Here is a 17,769-nt window from a genome sequence, read left to right on the forward strand (position 1 = left end):
CTAGCCCTCCTGGAAATTTTGCTTGAGTAGTTCTCTTAATCTGCGATGACCAAGATCCTTACTCTTACTTGAGTGTTGAATAATGCTGACGTTAATGATTGCTGATACCTTCTCAAACTCTACAGGGACTGGGATAATTTTTCCTTGCTCAATGGCACTTTTTGCCAGGTAACTCGGAATATAAGTCCAACCAAACCCAGCAATGCACCACTCTAGGAGCATTTGATAGCTGTCTGAATACCAAATATCTGGGCTCAGTGCTTGTTGTACATTACTTGATTTTGAGTTCCTTGAGCTAATACAAAGCTGTCGGTGGAGGCTGAGTATCTCCAAGTGAGGAGCTACCGTCTTAGCGAGAGGGTGGTCGGTCGCAACATAGATATCAAATTGCATAGAGCCGATGCTCTCAAAGTCGAGCGAGAAGGGTATAGATAAGTCTTCGTGGACCAGTGCCGATGTCGCCCTCCCAGTTTGTACCATCTCTATCGCGTCGTTACTTGAGGCAAAGAGAACCTCTAGCTCAAGCCTGGTGAACTCCTCAGATAAAGTACGGATGATGGGTGTGATGCGGTCAAAAGGAATACCTTCATCAATAGTGAGTACTATAGGTTGGATGTCTTTTAGAGTGAGACTGTCGACGCGCTCGGTTAGCCGATTATGTTGTACCATGGCAGCCTTGGCATAAGGTAACAGCTTTTCTCCTTCTTCCGTTAACACAGGATATCGACCTCGACGATCGAATAACTCCACTCCACAATCGATCTCAAGGTTCATAATATTTTGGCTAACGGCGGATTGTACTTTGCCAAGTTTACGAGCTGCACCAGAAAATGAGCCGGCCTCAACTGTGGTGATAAAGGCTTCGATTTGTTCAACACTTAACATATCAGTTATCCTGATGTGACCTAACTTTCTATGAACTTAAGCTTAATTGATAATGCACTAATTGCTAGTCCTAAATACTGAATTAGGTGTTAAGTATATGAGTGTAAAAGAAAGGCTTTTCCATGCAGTACTGTTTGAATTAACTGCACTTTCTATCATTATTCCTGTTGCCTCCATTGCGACAGGGACAAAATCCCTACAAATGATGATCATTGGTGTTGGGATGAGTGTTTTTACCGTTATCTGGAACTACGTGTATAACGTACTGTTTGATCGGTTGGTACCCGGAGAGCGCAGTGAACGCAGCATGATGACAAGAGTCGGTCATGCACTCGGTTTTGAGGGGGGATTGATCATTTTTACAATCCCAGCAATAGCTTGGTTGTTACAGGTTTCTTTGTTGACTGCACTGATTATCGAAGCGGGCTTTTTGGTGTTTTTCTTCTTTTTTACGGCTGCCTTCAACTGGGCATACGACAAATGGACCCCTTACAGACGCTGCGTATCATGGTGGCAAAGAGATAAGAAATGCCCGACAAACTAGTTGTCAGGCAATGTGATCATTAATGTGCGTAACGAATGGCGTTGTCGATAATGTTCGTCGCATTGTTGGTATCGATGTGGCTTTCATTGCCTTCAACGCGAATGGTAAATCCAGTTTCATTCAACAAAGATGATGCATACTCCACTGGGATTAGACAGCGCACCAGTTGGGTCAGCCCGCGATTACATTGATAATCGATATAATCAGATAGATTGATTTGCTTGCCATCGGCAAAGGTCATCTCGATGCAGTTCGCTTCTTTGACAAGTTCAGCGACAAAGTCGATTGAAACGTTAATAAGATCGGCACTCGGTGCTTTGTGGATTGAAATACTCTTGACAAGGTCAAGGTTACATCGCGCCTCTGCGACATGTCCGTAGTGAAAGTTATGTAAGACCCAGTAACCAGCAGTCAGTGTTTCACGATTATATTGATTGTTGTCCATCTTATCTTCCTCGAACGATTTACTGACACCTATGTTACTTTTTCTAAAGTAGATACATAAGTAACAAACTAGAAGATACTATTTGAAAACAGGATGTTACAGGTTATTTACTGCGTAATTCTGTAATTCTGTAATTCTGTAATTCTGTAATTCTGTAATTCTGTAATTCTGTAATTCTGTAATTAGTAATTGGCAGTGTCTAAGAGGGGGTATGTCAGCGGTTGGCGCAACGAGTCGGGAAGGAGGCAAGGTACCTTGAATCCGATGAAAAGTGGCAACGGGTCGCCGCTACCACTCTTCTATGTTTATGGTTAACTATCTATGAGCTTAGCACTCGTAAAATTTTGTCCGCGCACTCTGCTACTTCAATCCCTTCATCCGTCAAGTATCCACCATCAGGCAATGTGCATAGTCCTTTGTCATAGAGTCTTTGGACTGCTTTTTGCATGTCTTCACTCGCGTCATGGTGAACTTTAATTCCCGTTGCCGCACTGCTGATATCGAATTGCAGTAATAGGTTCATCTCGGCGAGATGGTCTGGCGTGAATTTCATAGATTTGCCTCTTAGTTGAGATTCTTCAATCAACATAGTGCTGTTTTGCACTAATGACAATCGCAGATTGAATAAAGTGTTAGCTTGCGCCGCCTTCTGGTAATGAATCGTAATATTTTACTACTAAGTGAATGAATTATAACCAGTTAGACCTTGTTGACATGTTCTTTACGACGCAATTTGAATATAGTGATATGTTTTGCTGGTCGTTGGTTGACGAGCAAGTGTAAGGGATAGTCGTCCCTGTTTAGGAGAGTAGATGTCTACACGCAAATCAATGGTTGTATTGCTGTGTGCACTAGGTGTTGCCTCGTGTGCAAGTACTCCTAGTGTAAACGACGCTAGGGCAAATCTGAGCCCAGAGGAATTACAACAGACTCGTGGTAAGGAATATGAACAATTATCTGCGACGTTTGATTATTGGGCGAAAGCACTTGAGGGTGCCGAGTCGCTAAGAGTGTACGCACCGGAAAACTATCGCGAGATGATGTCGTCGTGGAAAAGTGCACATGCCCTTTTCGTTGAAATAAGAAAAGATCCCAATCAGATCGATGCAAAGCATTCAGTATTTTCGAGCGAGACCTATGCGGTAGGATTCCGCGATCGTATCAATTCAGTCGAATACAACTACAAAGCGATCCAAGGCTTGAAGAAGCAAGCGGACGAGTTGTTGGCGCCTGCGATGACAGAAATGGCTTACTTGAACAGTATTGAGGCAAGCCGCTATTTCAAACATGCAATGAATACCATGAATCGTGATTATCAGCGCCTGTTTGAGCATTTGGTCGTATCAGAGGTCGAACATGCCTCGAGCGCTCAAGACCGATTCTTAGTGAACGCAAAAGCGCTCGAGATTCGAGTTATTGATGCGAAATACGTGAAACCGTTGCAAGAACAACTCGCAACGTTAGCGAGTGCTAGGTATAACATTCTTGCTCCTGTCAGTTATGGGTACGTTGAGCAGGGTATTAATGAGCTCGCCGAGTTTGTTACTCAGTCTCCCCGCGCATTTACTGAAATCGATGAACAAGTGGACCGTATCCAGTTTCAGTTCCGTCGTCTAGAGTCTGTGGTGCAAGAGGTGACCAAGTTGATTAATGTTGAGAAGTCTCAATACGAGCCATTTGTACTGGAAGCCGAATCTCGAATGTATCGGATATCATCTGCTGCAAAAGGCAATGACTATCGCGATCAGTCTCTCTCTGCGCAATCAAATCGAATCGCGCACGATGTTGAGCGATTGAGGGCAGCCGATAACACCGAGGCACTAAAAAAAGAAAATGCCTTGTTGAAGCAGCAAATTGCCTTGTTGCAGCAACAGCAATCAGATGGCTCAGTGCCTTCTGAGAAAGCTAAAGCTGCTCAAAATACGGCGGCTGAGAACCGAGCAGAAATTGAAGCGCTGAAAAAGCTCGTTTCAGCTTTGCAAGAAAAAGCTGAATAGGCGGCCACCCCGTATAAATAGCCTCCTAGAAAGCGTCGCGATAGCGGCGCTTTTTTTTGCTTTACGCAAGTGAAGAACGAGGGCGTGAAGCGCATTTCACTCACTCCTCGGTGAGTGAAACAGCTCAATTATGGGAAATAACATTTAGCCTGAAAATAACGCTTGATTTATTGATTGATCGGAGTGATTATCCGCGCCCAATTCTAATTGTAACCAGATATGTAAGAGCAAGATGGAAATCAATCAATTTGACGCGTTGTTGCCACCTCAAATGGCGGAGCGCGCGGCAGAAGCGGGCGTAGGCAAAGCGACAAAAGATCCAATGAAGTCTTTTTTACTGGCTATCACCGCCGGTTTGCACATTGGTATCGCGTTTATTTTCTATACCACAATTACCACAGGCGCAGGCGATTTACCTTGGGGCATTACTCGGTTCCTGGGTGGACTTGCTTTTAGCTTAGGTCTGGTACTCGTTATAATTACAGGTGGCGAGCTTTTCACCAGTTCGGTCCTTACTCTAGTTGCGCGAGCTAGCGGCAAAATTACCTGGGGTTCGCTGTTTAAAAACTGGCTGGTGGTTTATCTGGGCAATATGCTTGGTGCGCTGTTCTTGGTAGGTATCATGCTTACTGCAAAGCAGTATATGTTTGATGGTGGGCAAGTGGGTCTAAATACCATGCATATCGCACAACATAAACTGCACCATGATTTCTGGCAGGCAGTTGCGTTAGGCATCATGTGTAACGTATTGGTTTGTGTGGCGGTGTGGATGACGTTCAGTGGTCGCACGCTGACGGATAAAATTATTGTTATGGTTTTGCCCGTTGCCATGTTCGTTTCTGCTGGCTTTGAGCACTGTATTGCGAACATGTTCCAAGTACCAATGGCAATTGGCATTAAGAATCTTGCTTCGCCAGAGTTTTGGCAGTCTATTGGCTCGACGCCAGCAGAGTTTGCCGACCTCAACTTGATAGGATTCGTGGTGAATAACCTGATCCCTGTGACACTAGGAAACATCATTGGTGGCGGTATATTTGTCGGAATGCTTTACTGGCTTATCTACTTGCGCGATTAACCTTTGGAAACCATGCAAAAAAGGGCGTTGTCGCCCTTTTTTTACTATCGCCAATCCGTTGTCAGTGGTGTTGACCCTTCGCACCAAATCTCGGTCGGGATAATATCGCCAACTCGCTCACCAGATTCTGTCAGTGCGTCGGGGGTACTGATTAGCCAATTACGACCAACATCTTCCTGCTCTTGCGTCATTTCTAACATACCTGCTTCCTTGATGTGACGTGATAGTCGTTTGCGAGTATCGGTGAACATACCGTTACTGCGCATCTCAGTTGCTGGTAATTTAACCGCTTAGCGTGACAATCTTATGACGATGCACTCAGATAACCTTGATCTTGAGGATCACATTCCCGAAATACAGACAAATAATACTAAACTCAACTACTTGGTTATCCACATATCCTGTGGATAACCTGGTTTAAAGTTAGTGTGTAACCATGATCAAGCCCCTGTTATGACTGATCAAGCGGGCGAATTTTGGGCTTTCCGCTCGGTTCAAAGCCACGGTGTACGACGAGGTTTAGGCACACTGTAATTGAGATGCTCATCATTACCCAGATAGCCATCATGATCACGAGCTGATATTTGATCGCAACAACGGGACTTGCTCCGCCTAATATTTGACCAGTCATCATTCCTGGCAGTGAAACTAACCCGGTTGTTGCCATGGTGGCGAGGATTGGTGCTAGAGATTTTTGAAGCGACAAACGAATGAAAGGTAAGGTTGCCATAGGTATGGGAGCACCTAGCGAAATGGCGGCCTGATACTCACTCCAGCGACTCTCAAGCGTGCTGTAGAAGTTTTGCAAGGCGACGATATTACCGCCCAAGCTATTTCCCAATAACATCCCAGAAAGCGGAATCGCATACTGTGCACTGTAAAATGGGTCTGGTTGCACTGTAACCAAACAAAGTAGTGCTAGAACAGGGAGCAACCCGATTACTAATCCGACGACAACAAAGCCAACAATGGGCTTTCTCGGTAGCTTCGACTTCGTGGCGATAGCATTGGCCCCGACTAATATCATGACTGCGAGCCAGAGCAGGTTTACGACTAAGCTATTCAAATAGAAAAGATATTCTAGATAGAGCCCGACTAAAGCCAGTTGAACGGTCATTCTAATCAAGCCCACACTCGCGTCTTTGCCAATCCCCAGTTTGTAGTAGTGATTAATGGAAAATGGGATAACTAACGTTGTGGCAAACAGCAATATTTGCCACCAAGTGATGTCGACGACGTCTTGCATGAAAAGCCCTGACCTCTACTAAATGGGTAGAGAAAGTGTACTTAAATTTTCCTTTTCAATCACGCAGTTCATACGTGCTAAATGCAACAAATATATAACATTTCTGGTTTCAACCTTAAGTCTATGGTTTGCAATTGCATGTGAATTTCATGTGCCACAAGCAAGTAATGTTGCGATAAAGTGACTATAGTTACACATTGGCAACAGTATTAATTTTTCATATCTGTTCATAACTTTACACATCGATTTTTAATTGAATACAAGTCTGGATGAACTCAAAAAACTGTTGAATAACAAGGGGTGGGAGGGCGGAATTGATTGAACCTTACTATTGGTATGGTTTAGCATTTTCCCATAGATGTTTTAAATAATTGAGCGTTCCTAGCGGAATGTTCGCGTACTGGACAACATACAAAATAGGCAAATGTATGAGTGATGTTAACAAAGTAGAAAGTGCGGAAAAGCACGGGATGGAGTGGAAATCGTTTTTCTTCATCTGTGCCGTATTCTTCCCTCTGTTGAGTGTGGCTATCGTGGGTGGCTACGGATTTATTGTTTGGATGCTCCAAATGTTCGTGTTTGGTCCTCCTGGTGTACACGGCTAATCCCGTAATCGACATTCAATCAGCAAGTTTCAAGAGAGTTAGTCATGAAATCCTTTTTTATTAAACTTTGGCGCACTATCACTCGCCCGGCTGTTCATATCAGCCTAGGTGTGTTGACCGCTGGTGGCTTCATTGCGGGTATCGTGTTCTGGGGTGGTTTTAACACTGCGCTAGAAGCAACCAACACCGAAGAGTTTTGTATTAGCTGTCACACGATGCGTGACAACGTGTACGTAGAACTGCAAGAGACGGTTCACTGGAAAAACCACTCTGGCGTGCGTGCAACGTGCCCAGACTGTCACGTACCCCACAACTGGACCGATAAAATTGCCCGTAAAATGCAAGCTTCGAAAGAAGTGTTCGCGCAAGTTTTCGGCGATCTAGATACACCTGAGAAATTTGAAGCGCGTCGCCTAGAGCTAGCGCGTCACGAATGGGATCGTTTCTCTGCGAACCAATCTCTAGAGTGTAAAAACTGTCATAACTATGACTCGATGGACTTCGAGTTAATGTCACCAACCGCACGTATTCAAATGAAATCAGCGGCTGAGCGTGACCAAAGCTGTGTTGACTGCCATAAAGGTATCGCACACAACCTGCCAAAAGACATGGCTGCAGCGAGTGGTATCGTTGGCGATCTAGAGCAAGTAGCAAACAGCACGTCTTACTCAAAAGGTAACTCGGTTGTTTCTATCCGTCACTTGCCTCTATACACAGATGAAACAGGCACTACGGAAGCGGGTCTATTGAGCCCTGCGAGTAAAGTAGAAATCTTGGATGTGAAAGGCGACATGATCAAAATTGAGATTGACGGTTGGCGCAAAGCGAAAGGCTTTGGTCGCGTTATCCAAGAAGAGTTTGGTCAAAACATTTCGACTGCAATCCTTACTCGTGAAGTTTCTCAAAGCGCTGACGTAACCGTTGGTGAGAAGAAAGAAGACGAGCTAACAGGTTTGCCTTGGGAAGAAGTGGCGGTTGACCTATGGATGAAACAAGAATCTATGGTTACTGACTTCACTCCAATTTGGAGCGCAGCTGGTGAAGCGTATGTAACGAACTGTTCTACTTGTCACACACAGCCTGATGTGGCGCACTTTAGTGCAAACGGCTGGGTAGGCATGCTAGACGGTATGATCGCATTCGTTAACTTCGATACAGATACAGAAGCCCTAGTTCTTAAGTATCTACAGAAGCACTCTTCAGATTACGCTGAAGGTCACCACTAATAAGACGTCAATTGGAGTTATAAAATGGCAATTACAAGAAGAAGCTTCCTTAAAGGCGTTGCAGGGTCGAGTGCAGCTACACTAATCGGTCCTAGCCTGTTGGCGTCAGCATCTGCAAGCGCCGCTGAGACAGACGGCACGTGGAAAGTATCTGGCTCACACTGGGGCGCGTTCCGCGCCCGAGTTTGGGGTGGTAAGGTTCAAGAGATTAAGCCGCTAGAAGTCGATAAATACCCAACAGATATGCTGGATGGTATTAAAGGTATTATCTACAGCCCTTCACGCGTTCGTTATCCAATGGTTCGCCTAGACTGGCTGAAAAAGCACAAGTACGCGGCTGAGACTCGTGGTAACAACCGTTTCGTGCGTGTCACTTGGGACGAAGCATTAGATTTGTTCTACCGTGAGCTAGAGCGTGTTCAGAAAGACTACGGTCCATGGGCACTTCACACAGGTCAAACAGGTTGGCGTCAAACCGGTCAGATGCATAGCTGTAACAACCATATGCAACGCGCTATGGGCTTACACGGCTACTCTGTGAAGAAAGTGGGTGACTACTCAACAGGTGCTGGTCAAACAATCCTTCCGTATGTTTTGGGTTCAACCGAAGTATATGCACAAGGTACGTCTTGGGAACTGATCCTAGAGAACAGTGACAACATCATTCTTTGGGCAAACGACCCAGTGAAGAACCTTCAGGTAGGCTGGACATGTGAAACGCACGAGTCATTCGCGTATCTAGAGCAGCTAAAAGAGAAGGTCGCTAAAAAAGAAATCAACGTTATCTCTGTAGACCCTGTGAAGAACAAAACACAGCGCTACCTAGGCAACGAACATCTTTATGTGAACCCACAGTCAGACGTAGCATTCATGCTAGGTATGGCACACGTACTGTATAACGAAGATCTTCACGACAAGGAATTTATCGATACTTATTGCCTAGGTTTCGATGATTTCATCAAGTACGTTCAAGGTGAAACTAAAGACAAAGTTGAGAAAACGCCAGAATGGGCGGCTGAAATTTGTGGTGTGTCTGCTGACAAGATCCGCGAATTCGCTCGCATGCTGGTTAAAGGTCGTACACAGATCTTGTTTGGCTGGTGTATCCAACGCCAAGAGCATGGCGAACAGCCATATTGGATGGGTGCGGTACTTGCTGCAATGATCGGTCAAATTGGTCTACCTGGTGGCGGCGTGTCATATGGTCATCACTACTCAGGTATCGGTGTACCGTCAACTGGATTCGCAGCTCCTGGCTCATTCCCGTTGAACATCGATCAAGGACAGACGCCTAAGCACACGAACCAAGATTTCAACGGTTACAGCCGTGTAATCCCAGTAGCTCGTTGGGTGGATGCGCTGCTTGAGCCGGGTAAGAAGATCAACTCAAACGGTTCTGTGGTAACGCTTCCTGACGTGAAGATGATGGTGTTCAGTGGTAACAACCCTTGGCATCACCACCAAGACCGTAACCGTATGAAGAAAGCGTTCCGTAACCTTCACACGGTTGTGTCTATCGACTTCGCTTGGACGGCAACCTGTCGCTTTGCGGATATCGTGCTGCCAGCATGTACTCAGTTTGAGCGCAACGATATTGATGGCTATGGCGCATACTCAGGCCGCGGTCTGATTGCGATGCACAAGCTAGTTGACCCATTGTTCCAGTCGAAGACAGACTTCGACATCATGACAGAGCTAACCGCTCGCTGGGGCCGTTCTGACGACTACACTCGTGGCATGAACGAGATGGAGTGGGTTAAAACGCTTTACAACAACTGTAAAGAAGCGAACAAAGGTAAGTTCGATCTTCCGGAATTTGAAGAGTTCTGGGAAAAAGGCTTCCTAGACTTCGGTACAGGTAAACCTTGGGTACGTCATGCTGACTTCCGTGAAGATCCAGAGATCAACGCACTAGGTACACCTTCTGGTTTTATTGAGATCACTAGCCGTACTATCGGTAACATGAACTACGAGCATTGCCAAGAACACCCAATGTGGTTTGAAAAGTCTGAGCGTTCACACGGTGGTCCAGGTTCTGACAAACATCCATACTGGCTACAATCTTGCCACCCGGACAAGCGCCTACACTCACAAATGTGTGAGTCGGAAGAATTCCGTGCAACATACGCGGTTCAGGGTCGTGAGCCTATCTACATTAACCCTGAAGATGCGAAATCTAAGGGCATTAAAGATGGTGATCTAGTTCGCGTGTTCAACGATCGTGGTCAGCTACTGGCTGGTGCGGTTGTGACCGATAGCTATGCTGCGGGTGTGGTTCGTATCGAGGAAGGTGCTTGGTATGGCCCGCTAAACGAGAAGATTGGCGCACTAGATACTTACGGCGATCCAAACACGCTTACGCAAGATATCCCATCTTCTGAGCTAGCACAGGCAACATCTGCGAACACTTGTTTGGTGGACTTCGAGAAGTTCACTGGTAAGGTGCCGCCAGTTACCGCGTTTGGTGGCCCAATCGAGGTTGTATAACGTCTCGAAGTGCCAACTAGAACACAAAACCCATCGGTAACGATGGGTTTTTTTTTACCTAACAATATACTCAATATGTATAGGACAAAAAGATTGAGTAATAATGACCGAGTATATTCCTGTCTCTCCAGAGCTTGATGCTCTAGCAATAAATCCACACATAGAGGTGCGCCTTGATGGCAAGGAACTGACGTTCCATTATCAAAGCGTTCTTATCCAATCTTTACCTACTCGAACGCCTCTCGTGCGATTTGAAAATCAGATTGAGGCCAGTGCACAGCTGTTGGGGGATGGTTTTCAAATGCTGTGTCAAACCACGGGTAAAGTCGGCGCACTGGTCGATGTTGGACGCTGCCCAGATAACAATGAAAGCTATCGAATCTACCCGGCGGATGCACCGCAGCGATTTTACAACTACCTAGTGATTGAGCAGTCGACTGGCTTTCAGCTCTATGGCTTTACCTCTTGTCATCGCTTTGCAGGTTTTTTTGAGGTTGAGCAAAATGGTCACAGCCTAGATGTGGTTGCCTGCCTCGATGGTGAGGACAGTGATCCACAACACTGGGAGAGTAATGCGCTAGAGTCTCTAGTTGTGATTCATGGTAACAGCTTAGAGACTATCTATGCGCAATATGCAGATTGTATAGCGAATCACCACCCGGCCAAGCAAGGGGCGAGTCAAAACAGTCCAATTGGCTGGTGCTCTTGGTATGCCTATTATGCCGAAGTAACCAAGCTGAACGTCATCGACAACACCCTTGTTATGAGTGAACAGATGACTGACCTTGAGTGGGTGCTGCTTGATGACGGATACCAAGCCTTTATGGGTGATTGGCTATCGCCTTCAGACAAATTTGAAGGTGGTGTTCAATCAGTGATAACCAGCATTAGAGAGCAGGGCAAAAAACCTGCGATTTGGATGGCTCCCTTTATTGCTCAGGCGGAGTCGGACATCTTTAGAGATCATCCCGATTGGTTTTTAAGACATCCATCTGGTGAGTTACTTAAAGCTGAGGATGTTACCTATGGAGGCTGGCGCTGTACCCCTTGGTATATTTTGGATGCGACACATCCAGAGGTTCAGGCGCATCTCACCAAGGTAGTAAAAATAATGCGCGAAGAGTGGGGGGTAGAGTTATTTAAACTCGATGCCAACTATTGGGGGACGCTAAAGGGGTCTCGATATCAGCGCGGTGCGACAGGAGTCGAAGCGTATCGCTTGGGTATGGCAGCGATCAACGAAGGTGCAGGCGATGCCTTAGTGCTTGGCTGTAACGCGCCTATGTGGCCATCCTTGGGGCTTGTCGATGCCATGCGTGTCTCTGATGATGTAGAGCGTAATATTCATCGTTTCGAGCAGATAGCAAAAGAAACGTTTTATCGCAGCTGGCAGCATCAGCGTCTTTGGTTGATTGACCCTGACTGTGCCACCTTTACCTCTTTACCGAACCAAGGTACCGACCGCCAAGCGTATGAGTTCCACCGTGATGTGCTGCTGGCCTCAGGTGGACTGTTGCTATCGGGAGATCCACTACCGGAGCTGACACCTTTTGCACAAGAGACATTAATGCGCTTAGTCGCGAGACAAAAGCAGACCAATAACGCCTCTGTGTTTACGTCATTATCACTTAATCATTCAACACTTAAGTTGTCAGAAGAGAGAAGACTGCATTGCTTGTTCCACTACGATGATGATGTCAATGAGTACACGCTAACGACAGAAAGTCCAAGTGATTGGTACGATTTCTGGACAGGAGAAAAGCTCAATGATGATCCGATGCAGATTCAAATAGTCCCCGTAAATCGAGGATTAAGCAGCCGAGCTATTGTGTCGATCGTTCATCTGTCTGACGACTAGAAACTGAGTTAGATTTCGAACAGCCAATAGTATCCGTAGCCTGCAATCAGCGCTGGTAAAGCAGAATAGAACGTCGCGACCAGCGCTGCCTTAGGCGCCAGAGCAATCGCCGGGAATAAGGCATCGCCATCGTTAGAGAGGGCATTGGAGATTTGCGCAGACAAGGGCATTGCACCGGTCAGGTAAAGACTGGTTACCAAAATCTGAGGTCCACAACCTGGTAGCAGACCAACTAGCATCCCAACAAATGGCATATAAACGCCATATCCAGATAAAGCATTGCCCAAATCTAAGTGGGCAAAATGAACCGACAACTCAAACGTTAGAAAAGCGACAATAACCCATGCACTCACAAAGTGGGTGTCTTGTGCAGCTTTTTGCATTGGGTGCGATGTTGAGGCTTTATTATCCTCTGCGACCGTACTTTGGTAATCCTTAATCTCTTTTGTAAACGCCCAAAGAAACATCATCACTACCGCTAGTATCGCGCCTGTCCACTCAATGGTGCCTTCTGGAACTCCAATTACCGTATTGATATCGATTTGAAAAGATATGGCAAAGGCGATGAACATGGCTGGCACGATTAACCATGACCAGAATAGCCCTTGGAGGTTAATGACCTTCCTCTGTAAAGGAGTACTACCACTACGAGAAGTGTCACATCTGCAGTTTGCCGAGGGGGTGACCGAGCTTAACATTGAACTGATTTTACCTTCAGGGCTCGGACGCAAGAAGTCTTCAGAATGAAGGCGATTGATTATCAGCCCAGTGATAGAACCGACAACAACACCTAATGCCATCATTCCAAACCCAATACTAGGTTGACTGGCGAGTAATAAGAACGCTGCGTCACCCATAGTTGCCGTTAACACGGCAACGACGGAGCCAAAGCCAACACGTCCTGCTACAAACTGGGTAGTGACAATGATGGCACCACCACAACCAGGCAAAGCCCCTAATGCTGATGAAAACAAAACCTGGTAGGTGGGAGACTGATGATACAACTCGACAACTCGATTTTTGCTCGAGATCATCCGTGCGACTTGATGGTAGACAACAAGGGTGAAGGCAACGTAACAGGATACGGCCCAGAATGCATCCGCTAAGGCATTCATAGTGACGTCACGAGTCGTACTATTGAGCAACAGCACTGTGAGTGCTATCGGCAACAATAGCCGTTTGTACTTAGGTGCAAATTGGTCGATGGACAAACCATCTTTAAAGCCAAGTGTTTTTGCCAGATACATAAGTGACACCAGGTGTAAATGAGAGCAGTTATCAATTATATCCTTATGAAAATAATTCTCAATAACATTTACGAGTCTGGGTGATGAAAGAATCGGCTCAATCTCACATCAACCGATGACAAATCGCGAAAATCAGGTAAAGTATCGCCCCTGTGAGAGTAATACAGGCGATCTCGCCTGAATGATCAGAATTAGTTAGGAAGCAAAATGATTTTAGTTGTCGGTCATAAAAACCCAGATAGTGATAGCATTTGTGGTGCACTTGTTGCTGCAGAACTTCTAAAGGCTCGTGGTCTTGAAGCGAAGCCAGTTCGTCAAGGCGAGATTAACCGTGAGACGCAACACATTCTTGCAACAGCAGGCGTTGACCAACCAGAACTACGCACAAGCGTTGCTGGTGAAAAAGTGTGGCTAGTAGACTACACCGATCTAGCGCAAGCGCCGGACGATATCAACGAAGCAGAAATCCTAGGTATTGTTGACCATCACCGTCTTGGCGACGTGATGACAGTTAACCCTCTTGAAGCTTGGATTTGGCCTGTAGGTTGTACTTGTACAATCCTATTTAACCTGTTCAAGATGGAGCAAGCAGAAATCACTCGCCCACTAGCAGTGCTAATGATGTCTGCAATCCTGTCTGACACAGTAGGTTTCGCATCTCCAACATGTACTCAAAAAGATAAAGATGCTGTTCTTGAACTTGCACAAATTGCGGGTGTTGAAGACCTAGACGCGTTCATTAAAGATCTATTGATCGCTAAAACAAACATCGAAGGTCTGTCTGCAGCTGAGCTTGTAGAGAAAGATCTGAAAGCATACCCATTCAACGGCCGTGATGTGGTTGTTGGTCAGGTTGAACTGGCAACACTTGAGCAGGTCGACGGTATGATCGAAGCACTTGAAGCTGACCTAACTCGCCGCTGCGAAGAAGAAGGTCTTGCTTTCGCAGCTGTGATGCTAACAGACATCACAACCGCTCAAACTCGTCTAATCTACAAAGGTGAGTGGGCTGAGAAGCTTGTTAAGCATGAAAAAGACGGCATGCTAATGATGGAAAATACACTGAGCCGTAAGAAGCAAGGCTGGCCTTGGCTACAAAACGAGCTAGTGTAACTTTTCACTAAGTCTTACAAAGCCCTGGTTACCATGACAAAAGGTCATTGGTGCTGGGGTTTTTTTAATTCCGATATTCTAGACTTAACGCTAGTTTCTAGAGTGACAAATAAACTAAAAGGCGCGCTGCAATGGCATTAGAACAACATCAAATTGATGAGATCTCTCGCTACGATGAAGAGAAAAGACTGAAGTACAGTGTGAAAACCATGGTACAAGAACGTCAAATCTGGATTCTGACGGACGAGCACGGTTGTGTCATGCTCAATACGGAAGATGAAGATTGCGTTCCTGTATGGCCGCATCAAGAGCTGGCTGAGCAGTGGGCGACGGGCGAGTGGGATAATTGTAAAGCTGAAGCGATTTCACTCAATAAATGGCACAGCCGTTGGACTTACGGTCTAGAAGACGACGAGCTTGCTGTCGTGGTATTCCCTAACCAAAATGAAGAAGGTGTGGTGCTGTTTCCAGAAGAGTTCGATTTTGAACTAAAGAAACAGTCTGCGAAAGCTCGCTAACAAAAACGCGCTTCAAACCGTAATAAGACATTTCATACGGTATGCAGAAAAACAAAGATGATGTAGACTCTCTGCTCATAATTCCCTGCTTACCGTTTGTTATGTCACGTCTTTTTCTGCTTCTCACTCTTATCACCTATATTCCGGTCAGCCACGCAACCAATAAAGATGCTTGGAATACCTTCAGCGACATAGGTGCATACGGCTTGGTGGGTCTCGCTGCTGGATTGCCCGCTTATCAAGACGATTGGGACGGGGTTTGGCAAGCGGGCTTGAGTATTGGCTCAGCTTCTGCCGTTGGACTTGTTGGCAAATACACGATTGACGCGCCGCGACCAGATGGTAGCGACAACAATAGCTTTCCCTCCAATCATACCGCCAATGCTTTTGCTGCAGCGACGACGCTTCATATTCGTCAAGGTTGGCAAGTAGGCCTTCCCGCATACGGGGTAGCGGCACTTGTCGGTGTCGGGCGCGTTCAAGCGGATAAGCACTATTGGCGTGATGTAGCAGCAGGCGCCGCAATTGGTGTGTTCACCGGTTGGCTGTTTACCGATAAGCTTGATGAAAACGTTCATTTAACTCCGTATGCGGGTTCACGCGGAGCAGGCATGTCTGTAACGTACGTTTGGTGATGACAACAAAAAGCCCAGCGATGCTGGGCTTTGTTCGATTTGGTTTGACGCTAATCGCGCTTCCAAAGAATGTGGCAGAACTTATTGTCAGGATCACGGCTCACAAGTAAGCGCGCGAACACATCATCCAACACATCGTCTTCTTCGTTTACTAGGCCAATGCGAACTTCCGCATAGCTTTCATCAACCTCAAAGCCAACATGTTCCACCCAATCAGCGCCCGTCTCGACAATCTCAGCAGCGCCGCGATCATCGAACTGTGCGGTGAATAAGATTACGTCAGCAGCCTCAAGGTTATCAGGCGCCATTTCTAGGAAGATATCGTACGCCGCTTCGATCACGTCATCGTATGAAATGAGTTCTGACATAACTTACGCTCGGTTCATGTATTTGCGTTCTGCAGTGTTGATCACTACGCGGTCACCCTGTGCAATGTACTCAGGTACTTGCACAGTCAGGCCTGTTGATAGACGAGCTGGCTTAGTACGAGCAGAAGCAGAAGCCCCTTTGATTGAAGGGTCTGTCTCTTCGATCACTAGCTCTACAGACGATGGTAGCTCAAGGCCAACCGCGCTGCCGTTCACAAGGATAACTTGAACACCTTGCGTGTCTTCGTTGATGAACAGTAGGTCATCTTCGATTTCATCGTGCTTGAATGTGAACTGGCTGTAGTCTTCGTTATCCATGAAGATGTACTCATCGCCGTCAACGTAAGAGAAAGTTACGTTGCGCTTGTTCATTTCTACCGTTTCAAGAGTGTCATCTGATTTGAAACGCTCATCAACTCTAGAGCCTGTTGCCAAATCAGTACAACGTAGCTTGTAGATCTTAGCGCCGCCACGGCCACCTGGAGTGGTGACTTCGATATCTTTGATTAGCAACGTTTTGCCATTTGACTCAATCGCAAAACCTTTTTTAAGCTCACTTGCCTTAGGCATGGAATATTTCCTTCGTTTTTTGTATAGACAGTCAATTATACGTTCGAAATCTAGGTTTGCTCAAGAAGGGAATTGTGTCTCACCTGCCACAAATCAACGTTGAATCCCAAATTAGCCAATCGTAGAATAGGGACATGTTCAATGCTGCAAAGTAACCACGTGCCAATCCAGTCGCCAATCAATCAGCTTATCCCTCAGCCCACTTATGTTCCTGTTGTTGAAGATCTTATCGCTTGCCTAAAATCAGGCTTGAAGGACAATCTGCACAGTGTCTATATCTACGGGTCGGTGGCAAATGGTAATGCCATCCCCAATGTCTCGAACCTTGATGTGGTGCTGGTCACGCAAAGACCGTTAGCAGCGGGTCAAAAGTCATTATTTAACTCCATCAATTGGCGATTTCAGAAAGATTTTCCGTTTGTGAAAGGGCTAGCTGTACGCACTGCGCTGGTCAGCGAGGTGGCGTCATTGTCGGCGTTGTTCACCTGGGGCTTTTTGCTCAAGCAATGTTGCACCAACGTTTATGGTGAGGACTTGGCCGAGTGCTTTGGTCACTATGTACCTAGTTGGGAAATTGCCAAACAGTGGAATATGGATATTGAACAGAGCGCTGCCATTCTGAGAAGAGAAGTTGCTCTAGCGGAAGACGCCCAATCACAATTGAGCGCGCAGCGACAGTTAGCAAAAAAATTACTTCGCGCTGCATATGGTCTGGTATTGCATAAAACCAAACGTTGGCTGGACGATCCTCTAGAAAGTGGCCGAGCGTTTCTCGATTATTATCCTGAGCGACAACAGACGATAGAGCGTCTTGGAATATTGTTAGGGCAGCGAGTGATCCCGAAACGCTCTGTTGTTGGTCTGCTTGATGACTTTGCACCATGGCTAGTGAAGGAATATCAAAAAACGGAGTTTAAGATAGGTTAAGTAAGGCCTAAGCTTCCAGCTAT

At 46.1% G+C, this 17,769-nt stretch carries 19 protein-coding genes; 11 read left to right on the forward strand and 8 right to left on the reverse strand.

From position 1 onward, the window contains the following. On the reverse strand, positions 1 to 885 hold the full coding sequence (locus tag J4N45_RS06065; RefSeq protein ID WP_252014112.1) for a LysR family transcriptional regulator: 885 nt from the start codon (positions 883 to 885) through the stop codon (positions 1 to 3). A 97-nt stretch (positions 886 to 982) separates the two neighbouring features. Here J4N45_RS06065 and J4N45_RS06070 point away from each other — a divergent pair, with 97 nt between their 5' ends. Then, positions 983 to 1,429 (forward strand): PACE efflux transporter, encoded by a 447-nt coding sequence (locus J4N45_RS06070; RefSeq protein ID WP_252014113.1) that lies wholly within the window; start codon positions 983 to 985, stop codon positions 1,427 to 1,429. A 19-nt stretch (positions 1,430 to 1,448) separates the two neighbouring features. Here J4N45_RS06070 and J4N45_RS06075 read toward each other — a convergent pair whose 3' ends face one another. Beyond that, positions 1,449 to 1,874: a hypothetical protein gene (locus J4N45_RS06075; RefSeq protein WP_252014114.1), complete on the reverse strand. Its 426-nt coding sequence runs from the start codon at positions 1,872 to 1,874 to the stop codon at positions 1,449 to 1,451. A gap of 319 nt (positions 1,875 to 2,193) precedes the next feature. Continuing rightward, positions 2,194 to 2,427: a TIGR02647 family protein gene (locus tag J4N45_RS06080; RefSeq protein WP_042474566.1), complete on the reverse strand. Its 234-nt coding sequence runs from the start codon at positions 2,425 to 2,427 to the stop codon at positions 2,194 to 2,196. Positions 2,428 to 2,686: 259 nt separating this feature from the next. Here J4N45_RS06080 and J4N45_RS06085 point away from each other — a divergent pair, with 259 nt between their 5' ends. After that, complete coding sequence (locus tag J4N45_RS06085; RefSeq protein WP_252014115.1) at positions 2,687 to 3,871, forward strand: hypothetical protein; 1,185 nt, start codon at positions 2,687 to 2,689, stop codon at positions 3,869 to 3,871. A 232-nt stretch (positions 3,872 to 4,103) separates the two neighbouring features. Continuing rightward, positions 4,104 to 4,946, forward strand: a complete 843-nt coding sequence (focA, locus tag J4N45_RS06090) for a formate transporter FocA (protein WP_042474480.1) — start codon at positions 4,104 to 4,106, stop codon at positions 4,944 to 4,946. A gap of 44 nt (positions 4,947 to 4,990) precedes the next feature. Here focA and J4N45_RS06095 read toward each other — a convergent pair whose 3' ends face one another. Next, positions 4,991 to 5,212: a hypothetical protein gene (locus J4N45_RS06095; RefSeq protein WP_042474481.1), complete on the reverse strand. Its 222-nt coding sequence runs from the start codon at positions 5,210 to 5,212 to the stop codon at positions 4,991 to 4,993. Between the two features lie 185 nt (positions 5,213 to 5,397). Further along, positions 5,398 to 6,192: an ABC transporter permease gene (locus J4N45_RS06100; RefSeq protein ID WP_252014117.1), complete on the reverse strand. Its 795-nt coding sequence runs from the start codon at positions 6,190 to 6,192 to the stop codon at positions 5,398 to 5,400. A 428-nt stretch (positions 6,193 to 6,620) separates the two neighbouring features. Here J4N45_RS06100 and torE point away from each other — a divergent pair, with 428 nt between their 5' ends. The 4 genes from torE (at position 6,621) to J4N45_RS06120 (ending at position 12,368) form a co-directional block, all read left to right on the forward strand. Then, positions 6,621 to 6,797: a trimethylamine N-oxide reductase system protein TorE gene (gene torE / locus J4N45_RS06105; protein ID WP_042499363.1), complete on the forward strand. Its 177-nt coding sequence runs from the start codon at positions 6,621 to 6,623 to the stop codon at positions 6,795 to 6,797. Positions 6,798 to 6,841: 44 nt separating this feature from the next. Beyond that, a complete protein-coding gene (torC, locus tag J4N45_RS06110) occupies positions 6,842 to 8,023 on the forward strand; it encodes a pentaheme c-type cytochrome TorC (protein WP_252014118.1) in 1,182 nt (393 codons plus the stop codon). A 24-nt stretch (positions 8,024 to 8,047) separates the two neighbouring features. Then, positions 8,048 to 10,510, forward strand: a complete 2,463-nt coding sequence (torA, locus tag J4N45_RS06115; RefSeq protein WP_234494047.1) for a trimethylamine-N-oxide reductase TorA — start codon at positions 8,048 to 8,050, stop codon at positions 10,508 to 10,510. 103 nt (positions 10,511 to 10,613) lie between these two features. Continuing rightward, positions 10,614 to 12,368, forward strand: coding sequence for a glycoside hydrolase family 36 protein (locus tag J4N45_RS06120; protein WP_252014119.1), 1,755 nt, complete (start codon positions 10,614 to 10,616; stop codon positions 12,366 to 12,368). Positions 12,369 to 12,376: 8 nt separating this feature from the next. On the opposite strand, the gene J4N45_RS06125 is transcribed toward J4N45_RS06120, so the two are convergent. Further along, the gene (locus J4N45_RS06125) at positions 12,377 to 13,615 is read right to left on the reverse strand and encodes a putative manganese transporter (RefSeq protein WP_252014120.1); all 1,239 of its coding nucleotides are present in this window, start codon (positions 13,613 to 13,615) and stop codon (positions 12,377 to 12,379) included. A 207-nt stretch (positions 13,616 to 13,822) separates the two neighbouring features. Here J4N45_RS06125 and J4N45_RS06130 point away from each other — a divergent pair, with 207 nt between their 5' ends. The 3 genes from J4N45_RS06130 to J4N45_RS06140 all read left to right on the forward strand — a co-directional run bounded on the left by J4N45_RS06130 (position 13,823) and on the right by J4N45_RS06140 (position 15,881). Next, positions 13,823 to 14,728: a manganese-dependent inorganic pyrophosphatase gene (locus J4N45_RS06130; RefSeq protein WP_042477482.1), complete on the forward strand. Its 906-nt coding sequence runs from the start codon at positions 13,823 to 13,825 to the stop codon at positions 14,726 to 14,728. Positions 14,729 to 14,859: 131 nt separating this feature from the next. Next, on the forward strand, positions 14,860 to 15,246 hold the full coding sequence (locus J4N45_RS06135) for a DUF2750 domain-containing protein (protein ID WP_042477479.1): 387 nt from the start codon (positions 14,860 to 14,862) through the stop codon (positions 15,244 to 15,246). A gap of 101 nt (positions 15,247 to 15,347) precedes the next feature. Beyond that, entirely contained in the window at positions 15,348 to 15,881 is a 534-nt protein-coding gene (locus tag J4N45_RS06140) for a phosphatase PAP2 family protein (protein ID WP_252014658.1), read from the forward strand. A gap of 50 nt (positions 15,882 to 15,931) precedes the next feature. Here J4N45_RS06140 and J4N45_RS06145 read toward each other — a convergent pair whose 3' ends face one another. Continuing rightward, positions 15,932 to 16,249 (reverse strand): HI1450 family dsDNA-mimic protein, encoded by a 318-nt coding sequence (locus J4N45_RS06145; protein ID WP_042477477.1) that lies wholly within the window; start codon positions 16,247 to 16,249, stop codon positions 15,932 to 15,934. Between the two features lie 3 nt (positions 16,250 to 16,252). Next, positions 16,253 to 16,819, reverse strand: coding sequence for an elongation factor P-like protein EfpL (gene efpL, locus J4N45_RS06150; protein ID WP_128648540.1), 567 nt, complete (start codon positions 16,817 to 16,819; stop codon positions 16,253 to 16,255). A 141-nt stretch (positions 16,820 to 16,960) separates the two neighbouring features. On the opposite strand from efpL, the gene J4N45_RS06155 reads away from it, so the two are divergent. Next, positions 16,961 to 17,746 (forward strand): nucleotidyltransferase domain-containing protein, encoded by a 786-nt coding sequence (locus tag J4N45_RS06155; RefSeq protein WP_252014122.1) that lies wholly within the window; start codon positions 16,961 to 16,963, stop codon positions 17,744 to 17,746. Positions 17,747 to 17,769: the final 23 nt, after the last annotated feature.

The sequence above is a fragment of the Vibrio sp. SCSIO 43140 genome, from assembly GCF_023716585.1.
In the GTDB taxonomy this organism is placed as follows: Bacteria; Pseudomonadota; Gammaproteobacteria; order Enterobacterales; family Vibrionaceae; genus Vibrio; species Vibrio maritimus_B.

Coding starts and splice junctions, on each gene's coding strand:
- focA (WP_042474480.1), top strand. CDS start 4,104: ATGGAAATCAATCAATTTGACGCGTTGTTGCCACCTCAAATGGCGGAG.
- J4N45_RS06130 (WP_042477482.1), top strand. CDS start 13,823: ATGATTTTAGTTGTCGGTCATAAAAACCCAGATAGTGATAGCATTTGT.
- J4N45_RS06085 (WP_252014115.1), top strand. CDS start 2,687: ATGTCTACACGCAAATCAATGGTTGTATTGCTGTGTGCACTAGGTGTT.
- J4N45_RS06070 (WP_252014113.1), top strand. CDS start 983: ATGAGTGTAAAAGAAAGGCTTTTCCATGCAGTACTGTTTGAATTAACT.
- J4N45_RS06135 (WP_042477479.1), top strand. CDS start 14,860: ATGGCATTAGAACAACATCAAATTGATGAGATCTCTCGCTACGATGAA.
- J4N45_RS06140 (WP_252014658.1), top strand. CDS start 15,348: ATGTCACGTCTTTTTCTGCTTCTCACTCTTATCACCTATATTCCGGTC.
- torA (WP_234494047.1), top strand. CDS start 8,048: ATGGCAATTACAAGAAGAAGCTTCCTTAAAGGCGTTGCAGGGTCGAGT.
- J4N45_RS06100 (WP_252014117.1), bottom strand. CDS start 6,192: ATGCAAGACGTCGTCGACATCACTTGGTGGCAAATATTGCTGTTTGCC.
- torE (WP_042499363.1), top strand. CDS start 6,621: ATGAGTGATGTTAACAAAGTAGAAAGTGCGGAAAAGCACGGGATGGAG.
- J4N45_RS06120 (WP_252014119.1), top strand. CDS start 10,614: ATGACCGAGTATATTCCTGTCTCTCCAGAGCTTGATGCTCTAGCAATA.
- J4N45_RS06080 (WP_042474566.1), bottom strand. CDS start 2,427: ATGAAATTCACGCCAGACCATCTCGCCGAGATGAACCTATTACTGCAA.
- J4N45_RS06125 (WP_252014120.1), bottom strand. CDS start 13,615: ATGTATCTGGCAAAAACACTTGGCTTTAAAGATGGTTTGTCCATCGAC.
- efpL (WP_128648540.1), bottom strand. CDS start 16,819: ATGCCTAAGGCAAGTGAGCTTAAAAAAGGTTTTGCGATTGAGTCAAAT.
- torC (WP_252014118.1), top strand. CDS start 6,842: ATGAAATCCTTTTTTATTAAACTTTGGCGCACTATCACTCGCCCGGCT.
- J4N45_RS06145 (WP_042477477.1), bottom strand. CDS start 16,249: ATGTCAGAACTCATTTCATACGATGACGTGATCGAAGCGGCGTACGAT.
- J4N45_RS06155 (WP_252014122.1), top strand. CDS start 16,961: ATGCTGCAAAGTAACCACGTGCCAATCCAGTCGCCAATCAATCAGCTT.
- J4N45_RS06095 (WP_042474481.1), bottom strand. CDS start 5,212: ATGCGCAGTAACGGTATGTTCACCGATACTCGCAAACGACTATCACGT.
- J4N45_RS06065 (WP_252014112.1), bottom strand. CDS start 885: ATGTTAAGTGTTGAACAAATCGAAGCCTTTATCACCACAGTTGAGGCC.
- J4N45_RS06075 (WP_252014114.1), bottom strand. CDS start 1,874: ATGGACAACAATCAATATAATCGTGAAACACTGACTGCTGGTTACTGG.